Annotated in this window: 17 protein-coding genes and 2 tRNA genes; 16 read left to right on the top strand and 3 right to left on the bottom strand. The window is 60.5% G+C overall.

The features are described from left to right. Positions 1-1,068, bottom strand: a 1,068-nt coding sequence (locus ACXJKO_RS21705) for a multicopper oxidase family protein (RefSeq protein ID WP_457093153.1), incomplete at its 3' end; no start/stop codon positions are given. A 170-nt stretch (positions 1,069-1,238) separates the two neighbouring features. On the opposite strand from ACXJKO_RS21705, the gene ACXJKO_RS21710 reads away from it, so the two are divergent. The 16 genes from ACXJKO_RS21710 to ACXJKO_RS21785 all read left to right on the top strand — a co-directional run bounded on the left by ACXJKO_RS21710 (position 1,239) and on the right by ACXJKO_RS21785 (position 15,403). Beyond that, a tRNA-Leu gene (locus tag ACXJKO_RS21710) sits at positions 1,239-1,323 on the top strand. A 108-nt stretch (positions 1,324-1,431) separates the two neighbouring features. Beyond that, complete coding sequence (tig, locus tag ACXJKO_RS21715) at positions 1,432-2,829, top strand: trigger factor (RefSeq protein ID WP_457093168.1); 1,398 nt, start codon at positions 1,432-1,434, stop codon at positions 2,827-2,829. Positions 2,830-2,906: 77 nt separating this feature from the next. Beyond that, a complete protein-coding gene (locus ACXJKO_RS21720; protein ID WP_457093154.1) occupies positions 2,907-3,539 on the top strand; it encodes an ATP-dependent Clp protease proteolytic subunit in 633 nt (210 codons plus the stop codon). Positions 3,540-3,761: 222 nt separating this feature from the next. Further along, positions 3,762-5,030: an ATP-dependent Clp protease ATP-binding subunit ClpX gene (gene clpX, locus ACXJKO_RS21725; RefSeq protein ID WP_457093155.1), complete on the top strand. Its 1,269-nt coding sequence runs from the start codon at positions 3,762-3,764 to the stop codon at positions 5,028-5,030. Between the two features lie 228 nt (positions 5,031-5,258). Next, positions 5,259-7,685 carry an endopeptidase La gene (gene lon / locus ACXJKO_RS21730; protein WP_457093156.1) on the top strand — a complete coding sequence of 809 codons (2,427 nt, stop codon included), beginning with the start codon at positions 5,259-5,261 and terminating at the stop codon, positions 7,683-7,685. A gap of 194 nt (positions 7,686-7,879) precedes the next feature. Further along, entirely contained in the window at positions 7,880-8,158 is a 279-nt protein-coding gene (locus ACXJKO_RS21735) for an HU family DNA-binding protein (RefSeq protein WP_099508052.1), read from the top strand. Between the two features lie 157 nt (positions 8,159-8,315). After that, positions 8,316-8,391: transfer RNA gene (locus ACXJKO_RS21740), tRNA-Val, on the top strand. A 341-nt stretch (positions 8,392-8,732) separates the two neighbouring features. Further along, entirely contained in the window at positions 8,733-10,094 is a 1,362-nt protein-coding gene (locus ACXJKO_RS21745) for a tyrosine-type recombinase/integrase (protein ID WP_457093157.1), read from the top strand. Between the two features lie 155 nt (positions 10,095-10,249). Continuing rightward, on the top strand, positions 10,250-10,456 hold the full coding sequence (locus tag ACXJKO_RS21750; protein WP_457093158.1) for a helix-turn-helix transcriptional regulator: 207 nt from the start codon (positions 10,250-10,252) through the stop codon (positions 10,454-10,456). A gap of 7 nt (positions 10,457-10,463) precedes the next feature. Then, positions 10,464-10,643, top strand: coding sequence for a hypothetical protein (locus tag ACXJKO_RS21755; RefSeq protein ID WP_457093159.1), 180 nt, complete (start codon positions 10,464-10,466; stop codon positions 10,641-10,643). 61 nt (positions 10,644-10,704) lie between these two features. Beyond that, positions 10,705-10,932 (top strand): hypothetical protein, encoded by a 228-nt coding sequence (locus ACXJKO_RS21760; RefSeq protein WP_457093160.1) that lies wholly within the window; start codon positions 10,705-10,707, stop codon positions 10,930-10,932. Beyond that, positions 10,929-11,858, top strand: coding sequence for a hypothetical protein (locus ACXJKO_RS21765; protein ID WP_457093161.1), 930 nt, complete (start codon positions 10,929-10,931; stop codon positions 11,856-11,858). Before ACXJKO_RS21760 ends, ACXJKO_RS21765 begins: the two co-directional genes overlap by 4 nt. Next, the gene (locus tag ACXJKO_RS21770; RefSeq protein WP_457093162.1) at positions 11,855-12,115 is read left to right on the top strand and encodes a hypothetical protein; all 261 of its coding nucleotides are present in this window, start codon (positions 11,855-11,857) and stop codon (positions 12,113-12,115) included. Before ACXJKO_RS21765 ends, ACXJKO_RS21770 begins: the two co-directional genes overlap by 4 nt. Before the next feature lie 1,330 nt (positions 12,116-13,445). Continuing rightward, a complete protein-coding gene (locus ACXJKO_RS21775) occupies positions 13,446-14,111 on the top strand; it encodes a hypothetical protein (RefSeq protein WP_457093163.1) in 666 nt (221 codons plus the stop codon). Between the two features lie 275 nt (positions 14,112-14,386). Further along, positions 14,387-14,905: a hypothetical protein gene (locus ACXJKO_RS21780; protein WP_457093164.1), complete on the top strand. Its 519-nt coding sequence runs from the start codon at positions 14,387-14,389 to the stop codon at positions 14,903-14,905. A 63-nt stretch (positions 14,906-14,968) separates the two neighbouring features. Further along, the gene (locus ACXJKO_RS21785; protein WP_457093165.1) at positions 14,969-15,403 is read left to right on the top strand and encodes a hypothetical protein; all 435 of its coding nucleotides are present in this window, start codon (positions 14,969-14,971) and stop codon (positions 15,401-15,403) included. Positions 15,404-15,433: 30 nt separating this feature from the next. Here ACXJKO_RS21785 and ACXJKO_RS21790 read toward each other — a convergent pair whose 3' ends face one another. Continuing rightward, a complete protein-coding gene (locus tag ACXJKO_RS21790; protein ID WP_457093166.1) occupies positions 15,434-16,936 on the bottom strand; it encodes an amidase in 1,503 nt (500 codons plus the stop codon). Positions 16,937-17,041: 105 nt separating this feature from the next. Further along, entirely contained in the window at positions 17,042-17,719 is a 678-nt protein-coding gene (locus ACXJKO_RS21795) for a protein-L-isoaspartate(D-aspartate) O-methyltransferase (RefSeq protein WP_457093167.1), read from the bottom strand. Positions 17,720-18,309 lie beyond the last annotated feature (590 nt).

Genomic DNA, 18,309 nt, shown 5'->3' on the forward strand with positions numbered 1-18,309 from the left:
CGTCCAAGGTGTCTTTGCATCGCCCTTGATCACCACCGTCCAAGGTGTCTTTGCATCGCCCTTGATCACCACATCCTTGCGGGTGGCATCCTGGAGCTTGATGGCATCCGGCAGCTTGGGATTGGGCGGCAGCGAAGCGATGGCAGGCAGGGTCTCGCGCTTGTCACCTTCCGTCGTGATTTCGGCGAGCGGAAAGCCGTTCCCGATCATGGCCATGACCGTGCCGGTCTGGCCTGGTTCCGAGGCTAAGTCGATCAGCAGGTCGTAGCGGTTGCCGGGCGCGAAGGGCAAGGTGGCCTTCAGGGGTTCGAAGGTGCTGGAAGGCTGCCCATCCACCGCGATCACATAGGCCTTCAGGCCATCGAAGCGCAGGCGCATGGTGCGGGCGTTGCAGGCATTGGCAAGCCTCAAGCGAATGCGGCCGCCCGGTTGGGTCTTGATCTGCTGGGGCGTCGGCTTGCCGTTCAGGGTGAGAAAGCTACCGAGGCGGCCTGCGGGCGCAGGCTCGGCAAGGGCGAGGCTGCCATCCTCGGCGAGCGCCCAATCATCCACGAGGACGACGATATCCTGATCCACCTGAGGCGGATTGGCCTCTTCCACGATCAAGAGGCGTGACAACCCGCGTTCCATAGGCTCTGCGCTGCCGCCGATCACGCCGGGGCGGATCAGGAAGGTGCCCGCATCGGGCGGGATGAAACGGTATTCGTAGTCCTTGCCGGGAAGAACCGGCTCCTGGGTCAAGCCGCCTATGCCGTCCATGGCGTTGGGACCGCGGACACCGTGAAAATGAAGCGAGAGCGGGAGGTTGGTCTCGTTCTTTAAGGTAAATCCGAGTTCCTGGCCCTGCTTGAGACGAGTCACCTCACTGAGATTGCCGTTGAAAGCCCAGACTTCGGCGTCTCGCGTTGCGTCGAGACGCAGGCGCTGCGGAGCGGGGCGGGCGGTCAGCCCCTTGCCGGCTCCCTCCCGCATCTCCTGAGAGGCCTGTGGGGTCTGGGCCGCTCCCCGTCCCGCCAGGCCGATCAGGGTTGTAGCGATGCCTGTGGTGGCGGCGCGGCGGGTGATCATGGAGAGGGGCCGTCCTGGGCTGAAATCGTTGCTGTAGGGATACGATCTTGAACGGAAAAGGCCAAGTTCGGTTGCTTTTGGCGCACACGAACTTTTTTGATGCATGGCGCGCCAAGCATGCTATAGAGCCGCGTCCCGGAAGAGGGGCGCGTTTATCGTGCTACTCCCGCGCGGGCGTGGCGGAACTGGTAGACGCACTGGATTTAGGTTCCAGCGATGCAAGTCGTGGGGGTTCGACTCCCTCCGCCCGCACCAATCGTCAGGATTGGTATCCGGGGGCTCCTGGCAAAAGGTTGACGGCGTCATGCCGCGCGGCCAGAGCCTAACATAGATTTTTTCGAGTGAATGAAGGCGAATAGAACCATGCAGGTGACGGAAACACTGTCCCAAGGCTTGAAGCGAGAGTTCAAGGTCGTGCTCCCGGCCACCGAGTTGGAGCAGCGCCTGACCAGCGAGCTGAATAACATCAAGGATCGCGTGCGGATCAACGGCTTCCGTCCCGGCAAGGTGCCGGCAGCCCATCTGCGCAAGGTCTATGGCCGCTCCGTGATGTCCGACGTTCTCCAGAACGCCGTCAACGACGCCAACCGCCAGATCGTCGAGGACAACAAGCTGAAGCTCGCTCAGGAGCCGCAGATCCAGTTCCCCGAGGACAAGGACGTGATCGAGAAGGCCATGGACGCCAAGGGCGACCTGTCCTTCACCGTTGCTCTCGAAGTTCTTCCTGAGTTCGAGCTGGTCGATCTGTCCGGCGTGAGCGTCAAGAAGCCGGTGGCCGAGGTTTCCGATACGGAGATCACCGAGTCGCTCGAGCGTATGGCCAAGCAGAACCGCACCTACGAGGCCAAGGAAGGCGCGTCCGCCGATGGCGACCGCGTTGTCGTGGACTTCGTGGGCCGCATCGACGGCGAAGCGTTCGAAGGCGGCAATGGCCAGGACATCCGTGTGGAGCTCGGCTCCAACACCTTCATCCCGGGCTTCGAAGAGCAGCTCATCGGCCTCAAGGCCGGCGACACCAAGCTCGTGAAGGTCTCCTTCCCCGTGAACTACATGGCTAATCACCTCGCCGGCAAGGCTGCCGAGTTCGACGTGACCGTGAAGGAAGTCGAGGCTCCCGGCGAGCTGAAGATCGACGACGAGATGGCCAAGAACTTTGGCATGGATTCCCTTGATAAGCTCAAGGAAGCCATCAGCGACGCCATCAAGCGCGACTTCGACACGCAGTCCCGCCGCAAGGTGAAGAAGGACCTGCTGGACGCTCTCGACGCCAAATACAGCTTCGAGCTGCCTCAGACCCTCGTGGAGCAGGAATTTGCTGCCGTGTGGTCGCAGGTCGAGGCCGACATGAAGTCGAACGGCCGCACCTTCGCCGACGAGGACACCACCGAGGAAGAGGCCAAGGCCGAATACCTGAAGATCGCCGAGCGCCGCGTGCGGCTTGGTTTGGTCCTTGCGCAGATCGGTGAGAAGTCCGATATCAAGATTTCCGACGACGAGGTGACTCAGGCCCTCATCGAGCGGGTCCGCCAGTACCCCGGCCAGGAACGGCAGGTTTGGGAGTTCTATCAGAAGAACCCGCAGGCTCTCGCCGAAATCCGGGCTCCTCTGTTCGAGGAGAAAGTCGTCGACCAGATCCTCTCCCAGGTGAAGGTGGATGAGGAGACCGTTTCCAAGGAAGCGCTCTTCAGCGACGATGAGAACGAGGAAGCCGATTCCAAGCCGAAGGCTAAGGGCGGCAAGAAAGCCAGCAAGGGCGAGTAACCCTCATCCCGAGTGTCTCGCCACTTGCATCAATCAGACGGCCGCGCATCCGCGCGGCCGCTTTGGAGCAGTGAGACATGAGAGATCCGGTAGCGCTCTTTAACAATACRCTCGTCCCGATGGTGGTCGAGCAGTCGAATCGCGGCGAGCGCGCCTTCGACATCTATTCGCGCCTCCTGCGCGAACGGATTATCTTCCTTACGGGTCCGGTCGAAGATTATTCGGCGTCGCTCATCGTGGCGCAGCTGCTCTTCCTCGAAGCCGAGAACCCGAAGAAGGAAATTTCCTTCTACATCAACTCGCCCGGCGGCGTCGTGACCTCGGGCCTGTCGATCTACGACACCATGCAGTTCATCCGCTGCCCCGTCTCGACGCTGTGCGTCGGCCAGGCCGCGTCCATGGGTTCGCTTCTCCTGACCGCCGGCGAGAAGGGCATGCGCTTCGCACTTCCGAACGCCCGAATCATGGTTCACCAGCCCTCGGGCGGTTACCAGGGTCAGGTCACGGATATCATGATCCACGCCCGCGAGAGCGAGGCCCTCAAGCGCCGCCTGAATGAAATCTACGTGAATCATACGGGCCGGAACTACGAGGAAATCGAGCGGGCCCTCGAGCGCGACAACTTCATGACGGCCGAGGCCGCCCGTGAGTTCGGAATCATCGACCAGGTGATCGAGAAGCGTCCCGAGCCTGCCGCAACTCCGGCCTAATCCCTAAAACCTGGGGAAAAATTCTCCCCAGGTGCGTCTTTTTAGCCTGTAATCCCGTTTCTATTGATCACGCGCCTATCACGTGATTGCATGTGGATTCGGGAGACGTGGCGATTTGACGGAATTGTTAGCGCTGGAACCTTTCATTAGGCCTCGCGCTCATAAACTTAAGAAGTGCAGGGCCGGCGAGGGGCCGGTCCGGCACGAATTGGAGATGTGATAATGACCAAGGCTGGCGGCAACGACTCCAAGAGCACGCTGTACTGCTCATTCTGCGGCAAGAGCCAGCACGAGGTTCGCAAGCTGATCGCTGGCCCGACGGTTTTCATCTGCGATGAATGCGTCGAGCTCTGCATGGACATCATCCGCGAGGAATCGAAATCCTCCCTCGTGAAGTCCCGGGATGGCGTGCCCACCCCGAAAGAGATCAGCCGAGTCCTTGACGATTACGTGATCGGCCAGGAGCACGCCAAGAAGGTGCTCTCGGTGGCGGTCCACAACCATTACAAGCGCCTCGCCCATGCCACGAAACACAACGACGTGGAACTGGCGAAGTCCAACATCCTTCTGATCGGCCCCACCGGTTCGGGCAAGACGCTGCTCGCGCAGACGCTCGCCCGCATCCTCGACGTGCCGTTCACCATGGCCGACRCCACGACCCTCACCGAGGCGGGCTATGTCGGCGAGGACGTGGAGAACATCATCCTCAAGCTGCTCCAGGCCTCCGACTACAATGTCGAGCGGGCGCAGCGCGGCATCGTCTATATCGACGAGATCGACAAGATCTCCCGCAAGTCGGACAATCCGTCCATCACCCGGGACGTGTCGGGTGAGGGCGTGCAGCAGGCCCTTCTGAAGATCATGGAAGGCACGGTAGCCTCCGTACCTCCGCAGGGCGGCCGCAAGCATCCGCAGCAGGAGTTCCTGCAGGTGGACACCACGAACATCCTGTTCATCTGCGGCGGCGCCTTCGCCGGCCTGGAGCGGATTATTTCGGGTCGTGGCAAAGGCACCTCCATCGGCTTCGGTGCGACGGTCCAGGCTCCCGACGACCGCCGGACAGGCGAGATCTTCCGCGCCGTGGAACCCGAGGATCTGCTGAAGTTCGGCCTCATCCCCGAGTTCGTCGGCCGTCTGCCGGTTCTGGCGACCCTCGAGGATCTCGATGTCGACGCCCTGAAGACCATTCTCCAGGAGCCGAAGAACGCCCTGGTGAAGCAGTACCAGCGCCTCTTCGAGATGGAGAACGTGCAGCTCACCTTCCAGGATGAGGCCCTGACCCTGATCGCCAAGAAGGCCATCGAGCGCCGCACCGGCGCCCGCGGTCTGCGGTCCATCATGGAAGGCATCCTTCTGGAGACCATGTACGACCTGCCGGGCCTCGAATCCGTCGAGCAGGTGGTCATCGGGCCGGAGGTCGTGGAAGGAAAGGCCAAGCCGCTTTTCATCCATGGCGACCGGAGCGAACAGGCGGCGAGCGTCAGCGCTTAAAGGGATCCCAGGGGCACCCTCATGATCCCAAGCGTTGCGGGAACGGTTCTTGAAACACTGCTTCCGCAGCGCCACATTACCTCTTGCGATGGTGTTGTCCGCTCATCCCCGAGGGAAGGCACCGCGTACCGGATGCAGCCCATAAAAAAAGCCTGAGCATTCCGGTTTTCCGTCCAAGGACCAGCTTATTCAAGGGGCCCTCCGGACGCAGATAAAGGATGTCATCTCATGACACAGTCGAAGCCACGTCAGCCTGTTGTTCCAGGCTCGACCGGAACCTATGCGGTTCTGCCTCTGCGCGACATCGTCGTCTTCCCGCACATGATCGTGCCGCTCTTCGTCGGCCGCGAGAAGTCCATCCGAGCGCTTGAGGAAGTGGTCAAGAACGACCGTCACATCCTGCTGGCTACTCAGATCGATGCGACGGATGACGATCCTGCCACGGATGCGATCTACAAGGTTGGTACTCTCGCCAATGTGCTCCAGCTCCTGAAGCTTCCCGATGGCACCGTGAAGGTGCTCGTGGAAGGCGCGAGCCGTGCCGAGGTGAAAAACTACACCCGCACCGATGAATATTACGAGGCCGAAGCCGAGGTGCTTCCGGACGCGCTCGGCGACCAGATCGAGGCGGAGGCGCTTGCCCGCTCGGTGGTGGCCGAATTCGAAAATTACGTGAAGTTGAACAAGAAGGTTTCGCCGGAAGTCGTTTCCGCCGTGACCCAGATCGACGAGCCCGCAAAGCTCGCCGACACGATCGCTTCGCATCTTGCCATCAAGATCGCCGACAAGCAGGCGATCCTGGAGACGCCCACCGTCGCACAGCGCCTCGAGAAGGTGCTCGGCCTGATGGAGAGCGAGATCTCCGTTCTCCAGGTCGAGAAGCGCATCCGCACCCGCGTGAAGCGCCAGATGGAGAAGACGCAGCGCGAGTACTATCTCAACGAGCAGATGAAGGCGATCCAGAAGGAGCTCGGCGACGACGAAGGTCGCGACGAGTTGGCCGAGCTCGAAGAGAAGATCGAAAAGACCAAGTTCACGAAGGAAGCCCGCGAGAAGGCATTGGGCGAGCTGAAGAAGCTCCGCCAGATGTCGCCCATGTCCGCGGAAGCGACCGTCGTGCGCAATTATCTCGACTGGCTGCTCGGCATTCCGTGGGGCCGCCGCTCGAAGATGAAGAAGGACCTCAAGGCTGCTCAGGACATGCTCGATTCCGATCACTACGGTCTCGAGAAGGTCAAGGAGCGCATCGTCGAGTACCTGGCCGTGCAGCAGCGCGCCAACAAACTTACGGGCCCGATCCTCTGCCTCGTCGGCCCTCCCGGCGTCGGCAAGACCTCGCTCGGCAAGTCGATCGCCAAGGCGACCGGCCGCGAGTTCGTGCGCATGTCGCTCGGCGGCGTTCGTGACGAGTCCGAGATCCGCGGTCACCGCCGCACCTATATCGGCTCGATGCCCGGCAAGATCATCCAGTCGATGAGGAAGGCCAAGACGTCCAACCCGCTCATCCTGCTCGACGAGATCGACAAGATGGGCATGGACTTCCGCGGCGATCCGTCGGCGGCGTTGCTCGAGGTTCTCGACCCTGAGCAGAACAACACGTTCAACGACCATTACCTGGAGGTCGACTACGATCTCTCCAACGTGATGTTCGTGACGACGGCGAACACGCTCAACATCCCGGGCCCGCTTCTCGACCGTATGGAAGTGATCCGCATCGCGGGTTACACCGAGGAAGAGAAGGCCGAGATCGCGCGCACGCACCTGATCCCTTCGTCCACGCAGAAGCATGGTCTTCAGCCGAAGGAGTGGAAGATCGGCGATGAGGCTCTGCTCATGCTGGTCCGCCGCTACACCCGCGAGGCTGGCGTGCGTAATCTGGAGCGTGAGATCAACAATCTCATGCGCAAGGCGGTGAAGGAGATCCTGCTGTCCAAGGTTCCCTCGGTCGAGGTCACCACGGACAACCTGCCTGAGTTCCTCGGTCCCCCGCGCTATCGCTATGGCGAGGCGGAGACGGAGGATTCGGTCGGCACGGTCACGGGTCTTGCCTGGACCGAGGTGGGCGGCGAGCTGCTCACCATCGAAGGCATTGCGATGCCGGGCAAGGGCAAGATGACCGTCACGGGCAACCTGCGTGACGTGATGAAGGAATCGATCTCGGCGGCGGCGTCCTATGTCCGCGCCCGCGCGATTGCCTTCGGCGTCGAGCCCCCGTTGTTCGACCGTCGCGACATCCACGTGCACGTGCCGGAAGGTGCGACGCCCAAGGATGGTCCGTCGGCAGGCATCGCCATGGCGACCGCCATCGTCTCCGTCATCACAGGTATCCCGGTTCGCCGCGATATCGCCATGACCGGCGAGGTCACGCTGCGGGGCAGGGTGCTGCCCATCGGCGGGTTGAAGGAAAAGCTCCTGGCGGCCCTTCGCGGCGGCATCAAGAAGGTCTTGATCCCCGAGGAGAACGCCAAGGATCTGGTCGACATCCCGGCAAGCGTGAAGAACGGTCTCGAGATCGTTCCGGTCTCCATGATGGATCAGGTCCTCCAGCACGCCCTCGTGCGTGTCCCGGAGCCGATCGAATGGGATGAGGCATCTGTTCCTAATGCCCCTAAGGCAGCGGTCGAGGACGATACCGCTGGAGTGGTTGCTCACTAAATTCTTGACCTAACGTCATCAAAAAAAGGCCCCCGAAAGCGTTTTTCGGGGGCCTTTTTCGTGTGAAAGGGCACAAAACGCTTTGTTTTCGCCAGTTTAACACTTGCTTAAGGACAAGCTTTGGGCCACACGAGTCGTCCCTGAAACGATGATACATAACTTTGCTGTCGTCGTGATCATTGGAGGATATGAAGATGAACAAAGGCGAGCTCGTTGCTGCCGTTGCCGACAAGGTCGGCCTTTCCCGTGGCCAGGCTGGCGAGGCGGTTGACGCCGCCATTGAGGCAATCACTGGTGCTCTCAAGAAGGGCGACGAAGTGAAGATCGTCGGCTTCGGCACGTTCGTGGTGACCAACCGCGCTGCCGGTGAAGCCCGTAACCCCCGCACCGGCGAAAAGGTGAAGGTTCCGGCTTCCAAGACCCCGAAGTTCCGCGCCGGCGCGGGCCTGAAGGACGCCGTCAACGCGAAGTAAGCGCTTTTAAGCTGCATTCGCTTTGAAAAGAAGGCCAACCGCGCTTGCGTTGTTGGCCTTCTCTTTTTATGTCATGCGCATCGGGACTGGAAACCTCTCCAGCTTCTGGTATGACGCTTCCTCCCGCTGCGGCCGATTCCGCAGGGCAGGGCTTCTAGGGCGGTTAGCTCAGCTGGTAGAGCATCGGTTTTACACACCGCAGGTCGGGGGTTCGATCCCCTCACCGCCCACCATTTCCTGACAATTCGACAGAACAGGCTGTGTCTGACGCTGGAGTGGAGATTGCTCCGCGCTTGCAGGCTTCAACGGTTGTTTCGGAAAGCAGTATGGATCGAGGAGCGCTCTGCGGTATTCCGCAGGCCAAAAGAGAACGGCGCCCAAAGGGCGCCGCTGGGAAGTTCTCTTTATTTTCAAGGATTTTAATGGTCGGAGCGAGAGGATTTGAACCTCCGACCCCTAGTCCCCCAGACTTTCCAATCGAGCGGTCACGGCCGGCCATAACGGTGAATTGGTGGCCAAATCCCCTTGTATTTCAACGTCAGGTGATGTCAGATTCGGACATGGGGGTTCAGGGATGACCGCGTTCTTGAACCCCCGTCGAAMCCCCAGATCCCAACTGACTGGTGCGCTTGTGGCTGTCGTAAATCTCACTAATGCCTTCGTCCGATCGATTAAGCCCCCAGCTGATGGTCGCGCAGAATACTGGGACGAACTCACTCCCGGCCTGTGCCTGCGCGTCATGGCATCTGGCAAAGCCTCTTGGTCCTTCCGCTACAGGCCCAAGAATGGGACAGGCTTCCAGCGGATCACGCTAGGTAGCCTTACCGATCTACCTCTGGCAGAGGCACGTGACCGGGCGCGCCGTCACCGCACCTCGGTTGCTGATGGCGGTGATCCCCAGCGTCAGCGAAAAGCGAACCGCGAGGCATCCAAGAACGTCCTAACATTTGATGCACTAGCTGGGCGCTACCTAGAGGAATACGCCAAGCCACGGAAGGCCTCTTGGAAGAACGATGAAGGCTATCTAAAGCGTCCGCGGGCGACTCTGGGAGACAAACCAATCTCTGCTGTTACACGGCGCGATGTCATCGATTTGCTGGATACGATCAAAAAGGATGCCCCTGTTAGCGCAAACCGGACTCAAACTGTCCTGGTCACCCTGCTTAATTGGGCAGTTGAGGAAGAACTGTTAGAAACCAATCCCATCGCCGGCCTAAAGAAGCGGGCGAAGGAGCAGGCGAAAGATCGGACGCTTTCGGATGATGAAGTCCGAATCCTATGGACCGCCTTAGAGACAACAAACGACGTGTCGCACGACGTAGCGCAGGCTCTTCGCTTCTTGCTGCTCGTGGGGCAGCGCCCTGGCGAAGTCGCCGGCGCCGTTCAAAAGGAATTGGTAGCGCTCGACAGCCCTAAAGACGCTCGGTGGGAAATCCCAGCCGAGCGGATGAAGGGCCGCAAGGCGCATGTGGTTCCGCTTCCAGGCCTTGCTGTCGCGATTTTGCAGGAAACACTCAAGCAAAGAGAAATCGACGGCGACGGGACAAGCGTCTTTGCGAGCAAATTTGTCGTACGGGATACCCTGGCGCGGCACTCACTTAGCCAGGGCCTCAAACGCGTTATCGATCGGCTCAAAGCCGAAGGGCCGGACAGGAGACACGTAGGAAGCCTAAAAGAAGCTCCACCAACCCCCCATGATTTTCGCCGCACTGTTGGTACGGGAATGGCCCGCCTCGGCATTCCAAGAGAGGATCGGAAGGCGGTTCTGGCCCACGTCGAAGGTGATGTTCATGGAATTCACTATGACCGGTATGAGCGCCTGAAAGAGAAGCGGATCGCTCTAGAAGCTTGGGAGCGTCATCTCAATGGGCTGATTGGTCAGAAGCTGGACGGTGGGGTGGTCGTGCCGCTTACACGCAGAGCTCGGAAAGCATAGTTATCCACAGCAAAGAAAAATTTGGCCAAAGCGCCCAGATCGTTATTCCATGCGGGTTTGCCGGTCCTTTGAGTAATTTGGCGAATCTTTCCTCCGAGACAGAAGCCACTTCATGTAACTAATAAATAGACCGTCTGAACCCGAAAGGACGGTCTATGAGCAATAAGCTTCTTCTACCTAGCGAAGTCAGCGCCAGAGTGCGCCTTTCACCTAAAACTATTTATCGACTTCGCCGCAAAGATCAGTTTCCAGCACCAATTGTCCTTGGCGAGCGGCGCATTGCTTGGCGCGAGAGCGACATCGAGCGGTGGCTCGCCAACTGCGCGACTGCATCTCTCGCCGGCCACGCAGACGCTGAGTGAGGTTCGCATGGATCAGCGTGCACTCAACCTCGCCTGCCAGATCCTTGATGAACTCAGAGCCCGTAACGTCCAGCCGACGCGGCTCCGAGTTCTCGCGGACGCAACCAACTTAGGCCTCAGCTCCGAGGCCGCTCAGGACGTGGCCGACATCGTCGCATCCCAAATCTCGGGGGCTGACCATGGATGATTTGTTTGCTTGGGCAGAACGCAATCAAGAACCGCGTGAAGCTGAGATCCTTGTCCTTCCCATGACCCGCCACAAGGTCGTGAACGAGCTGGCGCTGAAGTGGTGGAAGCAAACCGACGACGAGCGCACCGATCAGGGCATCAGGAAGGATGTCGTCAAGATCCTGCGCAAGCGCCTCGCGATGGGCGTACCGGATCAGATCGCCGCAAGGGATGCAGGGAACGTCTATCGCTCCGTCTGGGCCCGCATCTGGAGCCTCAGGAATAGCATGCAAAGGACTGGAGCATGAGCGCCCAAACAAAACCCCACCAGGATCGCCTTCCTGGCGGTGCCTATGTCGATCAAGAGCTTTTGGATGATGCTCAGGTCGAAGGTTCTCATAAGGCAGGCAAGGGGCGCAAGGAGGAATGGGCACCGCGCAAGCCGCGGGAGGTCAGAAAGGCCGAAGGTGACAAGCTCACATGGCGGGACAGGGATGACCCGAAGCGCTTCGAACTGCTGCAGGCATGGATGGACTACGCCGCAAGCAAGAAGAACGGCCTCGGCATTGGACCGCTGCGGCTGGCTATGTTCATGTACACCCGCTTCAACAGCGATGACGGCTATTGCAGCACGTCTAAGGATACAACAGCGGCCATCCTCGAAGTTTCCCAAACTCGCATTTCCGAATGGCGCAAGGATCTGATCGAAGCCGGTCTACTGATCAGGGAGAAAAAGAGCCTCAAATCGGTGCGTTTTTATCCCGCGTTGCCGTCAGCACGATCGACCGGAAATACCGGACGTTCGAAGGATCGGATTGAGAGTGACGATCGACCGGAAATACCGGACGTTCGATTGACCGGAAATACCGGACGGCGATCGACCGGAAATACCGGACACAATCAAGAAAAGATCAAAGAAAAAGATCAAGGGTTACAGGTGGAGCTATCCGCGAAGGAAGCCGCAGCCGATAGCCCGTGCACCCAGTCAAATCCGAGCAAGGGGTTTTCGATAGAAGAGGAACTTCCCGAGCATCCCTTCCTCGATGGAGATGAACTTATCCAGTGGCAACTGGAGCAGCGGAAGACCTACTCAAACCCGGGCAAGGGGCTACCGGAGGATGATGTTTCCCAGCCAAAGCCGGAAGCCAAAGAGACAATCAACCCGTACCCGGATCTAGACGACAACTGGGATGATCTAGACCCACCACCATCAAGAGAGGGGGACGACCTATGACCCGCGTCAAAGTGAAGATCATGAAGGAGATGGGTCGGCAGGTCGGTTGGGAAATCGGGAGCGCCATGGCCCTCGAATACGCCCTGGCAATGTCCGAAACCGACCGAGTGAAGGCTCGCGCCGAGATCCTGAAAGCCATTGAGCTACGCAAAGAGGAGCTACGTGCGGCAGGTCTCAGCCGCCGGCTGGCTTCGGAATGGCGATGGGCTGCGCCGGAGGCAATCGCTGAAGTAGTCCCTGGTTTTGACGAGATATGAGGAGCTCATCATGATCTTGATGAAACGGCGCGTGGCGCATCGAACAGGACAAGCGTTCGGCGACCACGCAGCCGACGCGAGCAAACCAACCAACGCGGTTGCTATGTCCGACATAAGGAGCAGGCCCTAGCCACGGCTAATACAGCGATCGAACGAGGCATTAACGCATGTGCATTATCAGCATGCAGGAGGACACATTGGGTGTTCATAGATACCTTGAAGAAGGTCATGCGCACATCGCTGGCGGCGTTCGATGGCATGGCGACATGTCGAGTACCTCAACCCACTTATGGCTCTCAGCGGCCACGGCAGGGCCCGCATGAGCATGCACACCAAAGGCGACGTATAGGGTTAGGCGCACGAGAGACACCTTTTCAAGCAACAGCTATGATGATGAAGCTGCAATTTCGATCACGAAATAAGCCGCGATCAAAGGATCCGAAAAAATCGCGTGAAAGTTGCGGTTGAAGCTACTTTCAGAGTTTTGCGTCGGCAACTGCAGGTCGGGGCCTAAATTTTTTTTCCAGCATCCCCGATTTTTACCCTCCCGTGCGGTCGCCGTCCCCCATGCGCGCGGGATTAACTGCACCCCCTATCCCCTTTACCTTGGGGTCAGAGCTCAGACGGGCATTTCGACCCAACATAGTTTTGTGGTTAGTCCGATTATTAAACGAGATCGGTATCTGCAAAGCCGAACTGTCGGTTTGTGTAAGCGACACTCAAAACTGTTCGTTTAAGCTCGTTGCCATCAACCGATCGTTTGCAAACGTCTCTCATGTCATTCCGTTAACTAGCGGATGAGAGGAGGGCTTCCCCCCAGCCGGTGAAAATGGCTTAAAAACAAAGACTTTAGCGACTCGGCTGCCGCTTGATGGGCTTTTATAAGTTCGGGTAAGGCGACCTCGGAGGGTGTGGCTCACGACACGGTCGCCAAAACAGGATGCGTCCGCCTGCCAAACCGTAGTCAACTGAACTTTAGCTTCCGCTACTCCCGTTCTCATATTTTTCTTCAAAGCCTTAACAGCTAAGCTGAAGCGTAGCCTTTGGAAGGAACGAGGGTGAAGGGCTTCAAGTGAGAGGAGCTTCACGCGCACAATCCTCACCCACTCCCGTTATCATGACCAGAGCAGGCCGGAGGCGATCGGTTGCCCCATGGGCACTCACGCCCCCTTGGGAAGGCACTAGACCGGCGGAGCGCCGCTGCCCGACGAGGCGCCGTGTTGCAGGAATGCGGCACCATCTGCCGCACGGAGCTCCCGGCGGCCGCACCGGTTGACGCACAAGCGGCCCATTCCCTACTTTCCGGCCAAAAGCAAACCTCAGGGGCCTCATGCAACCACTTAAGCTCAAGGCTATTGCCGCGATCGCGGTCGCTGCAGGCGTGCTGTTCGGCACCCCTGCCCAGGCACAATCGCTTTCGGGGATCAAGGTTGGCGAGGAGATCTCGTCCGCATCCAAACTCGCGGCAAGGCCGCTGCCCTCCAAGAGCGTGGATCTGCACGAGGAGCGGCGCTGGAAGCTGCCCGACGGCAACAGGCTCTCCGTCGCTGTAGACCCGCAGACGAAGCGGATCGTCTACGCCGAGAAGACGTGGAGTGGCGGCGCCCACGGCAAGCCGGCCGATTTCCCAGGCTTCGTCTACGGCCAGACCACCCTTGCCGACATCAGGGCTCACGCCCAGAATAACGGGTTCGCGTTCAAGGAACACCTCATCGATGTGAGGCCGGACGGCCTTGCCCTGTTCAACGCGTACGAGGTCGAGGGTGCGTCCGGCCTCGTCGTGACGTTCGTGACCAAGCTGTCCAGGAAGGATGACGAGCGCCTCCGGACCGGCAAGGCGAATGTGGACCTCAACCGTGCCGCCCGGCTGGACGCCATCATTCTCGCCGATGCGAGATACCTCGATACGATCTGGGGTGACGCGAAGCTGACGCACAAGGCGTACAAGCCCATCCGGTGGGAGCCGCCCCGCCATGCCACGTTAGCGTCCCGCTAAGGGGGGCGAATGCCACCTCCATGGCGGCCGCCCGCTGGAGGTTGGCACCCACCATCCTCTCTCACCGTCAGAGCGGCTCTGGAGAGCATCCAGCTTTGTGGGCTGCTCTGCTGCTTTGGCATCGGTCCTCACTGATGGGCCAGGAGTCGTGCCGCGATGGCGCGCCCTGATCGCCTCGTGTGGCATCTGTGGACCCAGTGCTCGCAGCGTGAGGTTTGGTTAGGACCTGCGGACTACCGTGCTGCTCCGACACCTTGATCATCGGAGTCAGCCCCATGAGAGGCTTCCTGCTCGCCGCAATCGGACTTGCCTTGGTGTCTCCCACAGCCTTTGCTGACGGCACGAACCTGGCGGGGTCCCTCTGGCACTGCACCCGCGCAACGGATCAGTCGCAGTTCGTCATCACCTTCTACCCGGGCGGCGGCGTCGGGGGAGGGGAGTTCCAGAATGGTGAGGTGAGTCCCTACATCTTCGATGCCTCGCGTGTGAAAGAGGGTGATTGGCCTGGAAAGTGGCAACAGACAGGCCAGCGTTTCACATGGGCGTTTCCCGATCAGAGTATTCGGATTGAAGGCAGTCTCACAGGACTTGGCCAGACAACAATGCGGCTCGCCGGAACCGAAACCTCACTGGTGGGGCGATCAGCCGTGACGTGCAGCGCTCTCACAAAGCTGCCGAAGATCGGGGAGGGGCTTGTCATCCCAAGGGACAGCCGCTTCATCAACCTGGATGGAGAGGAGGGCGAGCTCAAAGTACCTGCGGGGGTCTCTCTCCAGGAGCAAGGATCGCGCTAGAAGCGGCAGTCGGGCGAGTTCCTGAACCTTGGGAAAGCCGCGCCTGATGCCCATATATGGTCTATGCCGCACAAGGGTTCTTCACCGCGCACCCTCGACCTGTTCGAGGTCACCCTGACCATCCCGACGCCCTCGTCCGAGCCGTCTCCTGTTCCGGCCAAGCCGCCGGCGCCTGCCAGCCTGTCCGATGCTCAACTGGCCCAGCAGCTTGGCCAAATCGTCGATGAAATGCAGCGCCGGCTGGAGAAGGGCAGGGGCAGCCACCCGGAACTAGAGACGGCGGCGACACAGGCCAGAGCGTCCTTGGATCGGCTTGCCCCAACACGCACCAGCCAAGCCAGACCCCCGAGATCTGCCAAGGGCACTTCCCCGCTGCAGGAAGGGCAGCGCAAGGCGGTGCGGGCGGCTCTTCTGGCCGGAGTAGCCCCCGCTCAAGTGGCCAAGCACTTCGGCCTGTCGCTGGCAGCTGTCCGCAAGGTGCTCGAAGAGGCCACCTAAACGCAGGTTTCGATCAATCAGGTGTTGCGATCAGGAAATCCCGGCGACTGCCGTTGGCAGACGAAAGCTCCAGGGACGAGCCTGCTCCATCTCCGCGGCAAACGAGAGGAGGGTTGCCTCCTGCCCAAAGCGCGCGACCGCCTGCACGCCAACCGGTAATCCATCGGGTGTCCAATGCAACGGCAGGCTGGCCGCGGGCTGCCCTGTGATGTTCCAGATGGGTGAGAACGGCATGAACCGGAACGCGCGCTCCGCCGCCTGCCGCAGGAGCGGCCCATAGCGCAGATAGCGACCGACGCCCAAGCGGGCGGCCAACACCTGCAGAACCGCCTCAAGGCCTCTGGGGTGAAGCTCTCCGTGCCTGACAGGAGGACTGGCAAGGGTCGGCGTCAACAGCAGGTCATAGGTCTCGAAGAACCCGGCAATCTGGCGCGTGGCCCGGTGCAGACGCTCCAGGGTGACCGACAGCTCCGCAGCCGAGAAGCCCCGCCCCAGCTCACGACATAACCACGTGCTTTCCTCGACATCTCCGCGCCGGGCCTTGGTGCCGGTCATCTCCTCCGCAAAGGCAAACTCCTGCGAAACGGCTGCCAGGAAGACCACCAGAAACCAGCTGAAGTAATCCTCGGGTACCGGAGGGGCAGCCTCTTCCACAGGGTGGCCTAGCTCGCGGCAAAGCTTTGCCGCGTTCTCGACCGCTGTCCGGCACTCCGGATCCACTGGAGCGCCGTTGGGAGCCATGGAGCTGAAGGCGATCCGCAGCCGTCCCGGCGGCCGTGTGGCAGCTTCGGCAAGGGAGCCCTCCGGTGGAGCAATGCCGTAGGGGGCACCGAGATCGGGTCCGGCAATCGCGTCGAGCAGATGGGCAGAATCGCGCACGCTGCGGGTCACTGCATGTCCGATGGCAGCGCCATGCCAGCCCTCGCCGATATAGGGACCATTGGGAGTGCGGCCGCGGGTGGGCTTGAGCCCGAACAGGCCACAGCACGAGGCCGGGATCCGGATCGAGCCGCCTCCGTCGGTAGCATGGGCCATCGGCACCGAGCGGGCTGCGACGTGAGCCGCCGAGCCTCCCGATGAGCCACCGGTGGTGCGGTCCAGGGCCCAGGGGTTGTTGGCCCGGCCAAGATGCCGGGGTTCGGTCACTGGCGTCAGGGAGAGCTCGGGTACCTTGGTGCTGCCGAGAATGATCAGGCCAGCAGCCTTGAACCGGCGGACCATCTCGCTGTCCTGCGGCGGCACCCAGCCGCGCCAGATGCGGCTGCCGTTGTGGTAGGGGATGCCAGCGGCAACATGCATGTTGTCCTTGAGCAGAAACGGCACGCCGGCAAAGGGTGCGTCCGCCCGGGGCTCACAGGCCGCCTGTCGCGCCTGATCCAGCGTCCATTCGGCCATGCCGGCCAGCTTCGGCTCGACCTGCTCCAGCCGCGCGATCGCAGTTTCAACGAGTTCGGCGCGACTGACGTGCCGTTGCCGCACGAGATCAGCGAGCGCGGTGGCATCGAGCGTGATGTAGTCATCCGCAAGGCTCATTGATGCTCACCTCACTGCGACAAGTGCTGTGACGAAACCCGCCTCAGGGATGGGCTCAGCTGTCTAGCATTCGATGGGATCACTGGCCTGTCCACGACGTCACCCTCAGACCACTGTTTCCAGTGTGCCGAACCGCACCGGGATTACGGTTCGTGTTCTGATCCGCCCGTCCGCTGGCTTGTCGACGACGGTGAGCTGTTGGGTTTCCTCCGGGCCGAGGGGCAGGACCATGCGACCGCCCAGGGCGAGCTGGTCCAGCAAAGCCATCGGAAGCACCTCGGCGGCCGCTGTGACCAAGATCTTGTCGAAGGGAGCGTGCTCGACCCAGCCACGGGTGCCGTCGCCCACGCGAACGGCAACGTTCGCATAGCCGAGTTGCTTCAGGCGCGCCTCGGCATGGCTGGCGAACTCCTCAACCACCTCGACGGACCAGACCTGGCGGGCAAGCTCTGAGAGAACGGCAGCCTGGTAGCCCAGACCCGTGCCGACCTCGAGCACGATTTCATGGGGCTGTGGATCGAGTAAGTCTGTCATGAGGGCGCAGATGAAGGGCTGAGACACAGTCTTGTCGAAGCCGATTGGCAGAGGCGTGTCGTGGTAGGCAACGGCCGCAAACTGTAGCGGCACGAAGAGGTCGCGCCGCACCCGCAGCATTGCGTTAAGAACCCGCTCCTCGAGGTTGCTCTTGCCGATCTCCTCGCTCATGAGGTCGACCTGGATGGCAATCACCTCAACCATGTGCCGGCGCAGGACTGTGAGGTGCTCTTCCGTCATGGGTTTCATGGCTGCGGGTCCTTGATCGGGCTGACAAGAATGAGGCGCCTCATCTTACGCCGATTGTGTCCCTGACGGCAGGAGCTGATCCCATTCTGCAGCTTGGGACTGACGGGTCTCGCAGACGAACCGTGCCACTCGGTGAGGTCCACATGGGAGGATCATTCCGTTAGAAGTGACGTTGATCCTAAGGTCGGAAAAGAGCCTCTGACTTTTAATCAGAGGGTCCTAGGTTCGAGTCCCAGCGCGCTCACCAAGCCTTCTCAAGCACTTAGGTACCGATCAGGTTTGGTCTCGCTTCCCAGAAAACCGGATTGGGAAGCGTATGGGAAGCAAGCTCAACTGAGTGAGCTTTTCCTCCGCGATCCCATCGGCTCACCCGCAGGCCGAACCCTACTGCCAGAATCAATGAACGTCAGGAAACAGCCAGAGAGCCGACCTTGTCACGGCCAAGCTGAATGGCCGAGTTTGACCCGTTGCGGCCATTCAGAGCGAAGGCAGGTCGGTGGGCATGGTCCCAGTGATGGCGCCTGCGGGACCGGGCTGCCGCATTGGCTCCTTGCCGCGACCGTCCGTCTGCCTAATTGTTAACATAAGTT

Source organism: Microvirga sp. P5_D2, from assembly GCF_054049475.1.

Bases quoted from the DNA above. Each gene is read 5' to 3' on its own strand.
- tig (WP_457093168.1), top strand. From the start codon at position 1,432: ATGCAGGTGACGGAAACACTGTCCCAAGGCTTGAAGCGAGAGTTCAAG.
- lon (WP_457093156.1), top strand. From the start codon at position 5,259: ATGACACAGTCGAAGCCACGTCAGCCTGTTGTTCCAGGCTCGACCGGA.
- ACXJKO_RS21735 (WP_099508052.1), top strand. From the start codon at position 7,880: ATGAACAAAGGCGAGCTCGTTGCTGCCGTTGCCGACAAGGTCGGCCTT.
- ACXJKO_RS21750 (WP_457093158.1), top strand. From the start codon at position 10,250: ATGAGCAATAAGCTTCTTCTACCTAGCGAAGTCAGCGCCAGAGTGCGC.
- ACXJKO_RS21755 (WP_457093159.1), top strand. From the start codon at position 10,464: ATGGATCAGCGTGCACTCAACCTCGCCTGCCAGATCCTTGATGAACTC.
- ACXJKO_RS21760 (WP_457093160.1), top strand. From the start codon at position 10,705: ATGACCCGCCACAAGGTCGTGAACGAGCTGGCGCTGAAGTGGTGGAAG.
- ACXJKO_RS21765 (WP_457093161.1), top strand. From the start codon at position 10,929: ATGAGCGCCCAAACAAAACCCCACCAGGATCGCCTTCCTGGCGGTGCC.
- ACXJKO_RS21770 (WP_457093162.1), top strand. From the start codon at position 11,855: ATGACCCGCGTCAAAGTGAAGATCATGAAGGAGATGGGTCGGCAGGTC.
- ACXJKO_RS21775 (WP_457093163.1), top strand. From the start codon at position 13,446: ATGCAACCACTTAAGCTCAAGGCTATTGCCGCGATCGCGGTCGCTGCA.
- ACXJKO_RS21780 (WP_457093164.1), top strand. From the start codon at position 14,387: ATGAGAGGCTTCCTGCTCGCCGCAATCGGACTTGCCTTGGTGTCTCCC.
- ACXJKO_RS21785 (WP_457093165.1), top strand. From the start codon at position 14,969: ATGCCGCACAAGGGTTCTTCACCGCGCACCCTCGACCTGTTCGAGGTC.
- ACXJKO_RS21790 (WP_457093166.1), bottom strand. From the start codon at position 16,936: ATGAGCCTTGCGGATGACTACATCACGCTCGATGCCACCGCGCTCGCT.
- ACXJKO_RS21795 (WP_457093167.1), bottom strand. From the start codon at position 17,719: ATGAAACCCATGACGGAAGAGCACCTCACAGTCCTGCGCCGGCACATG.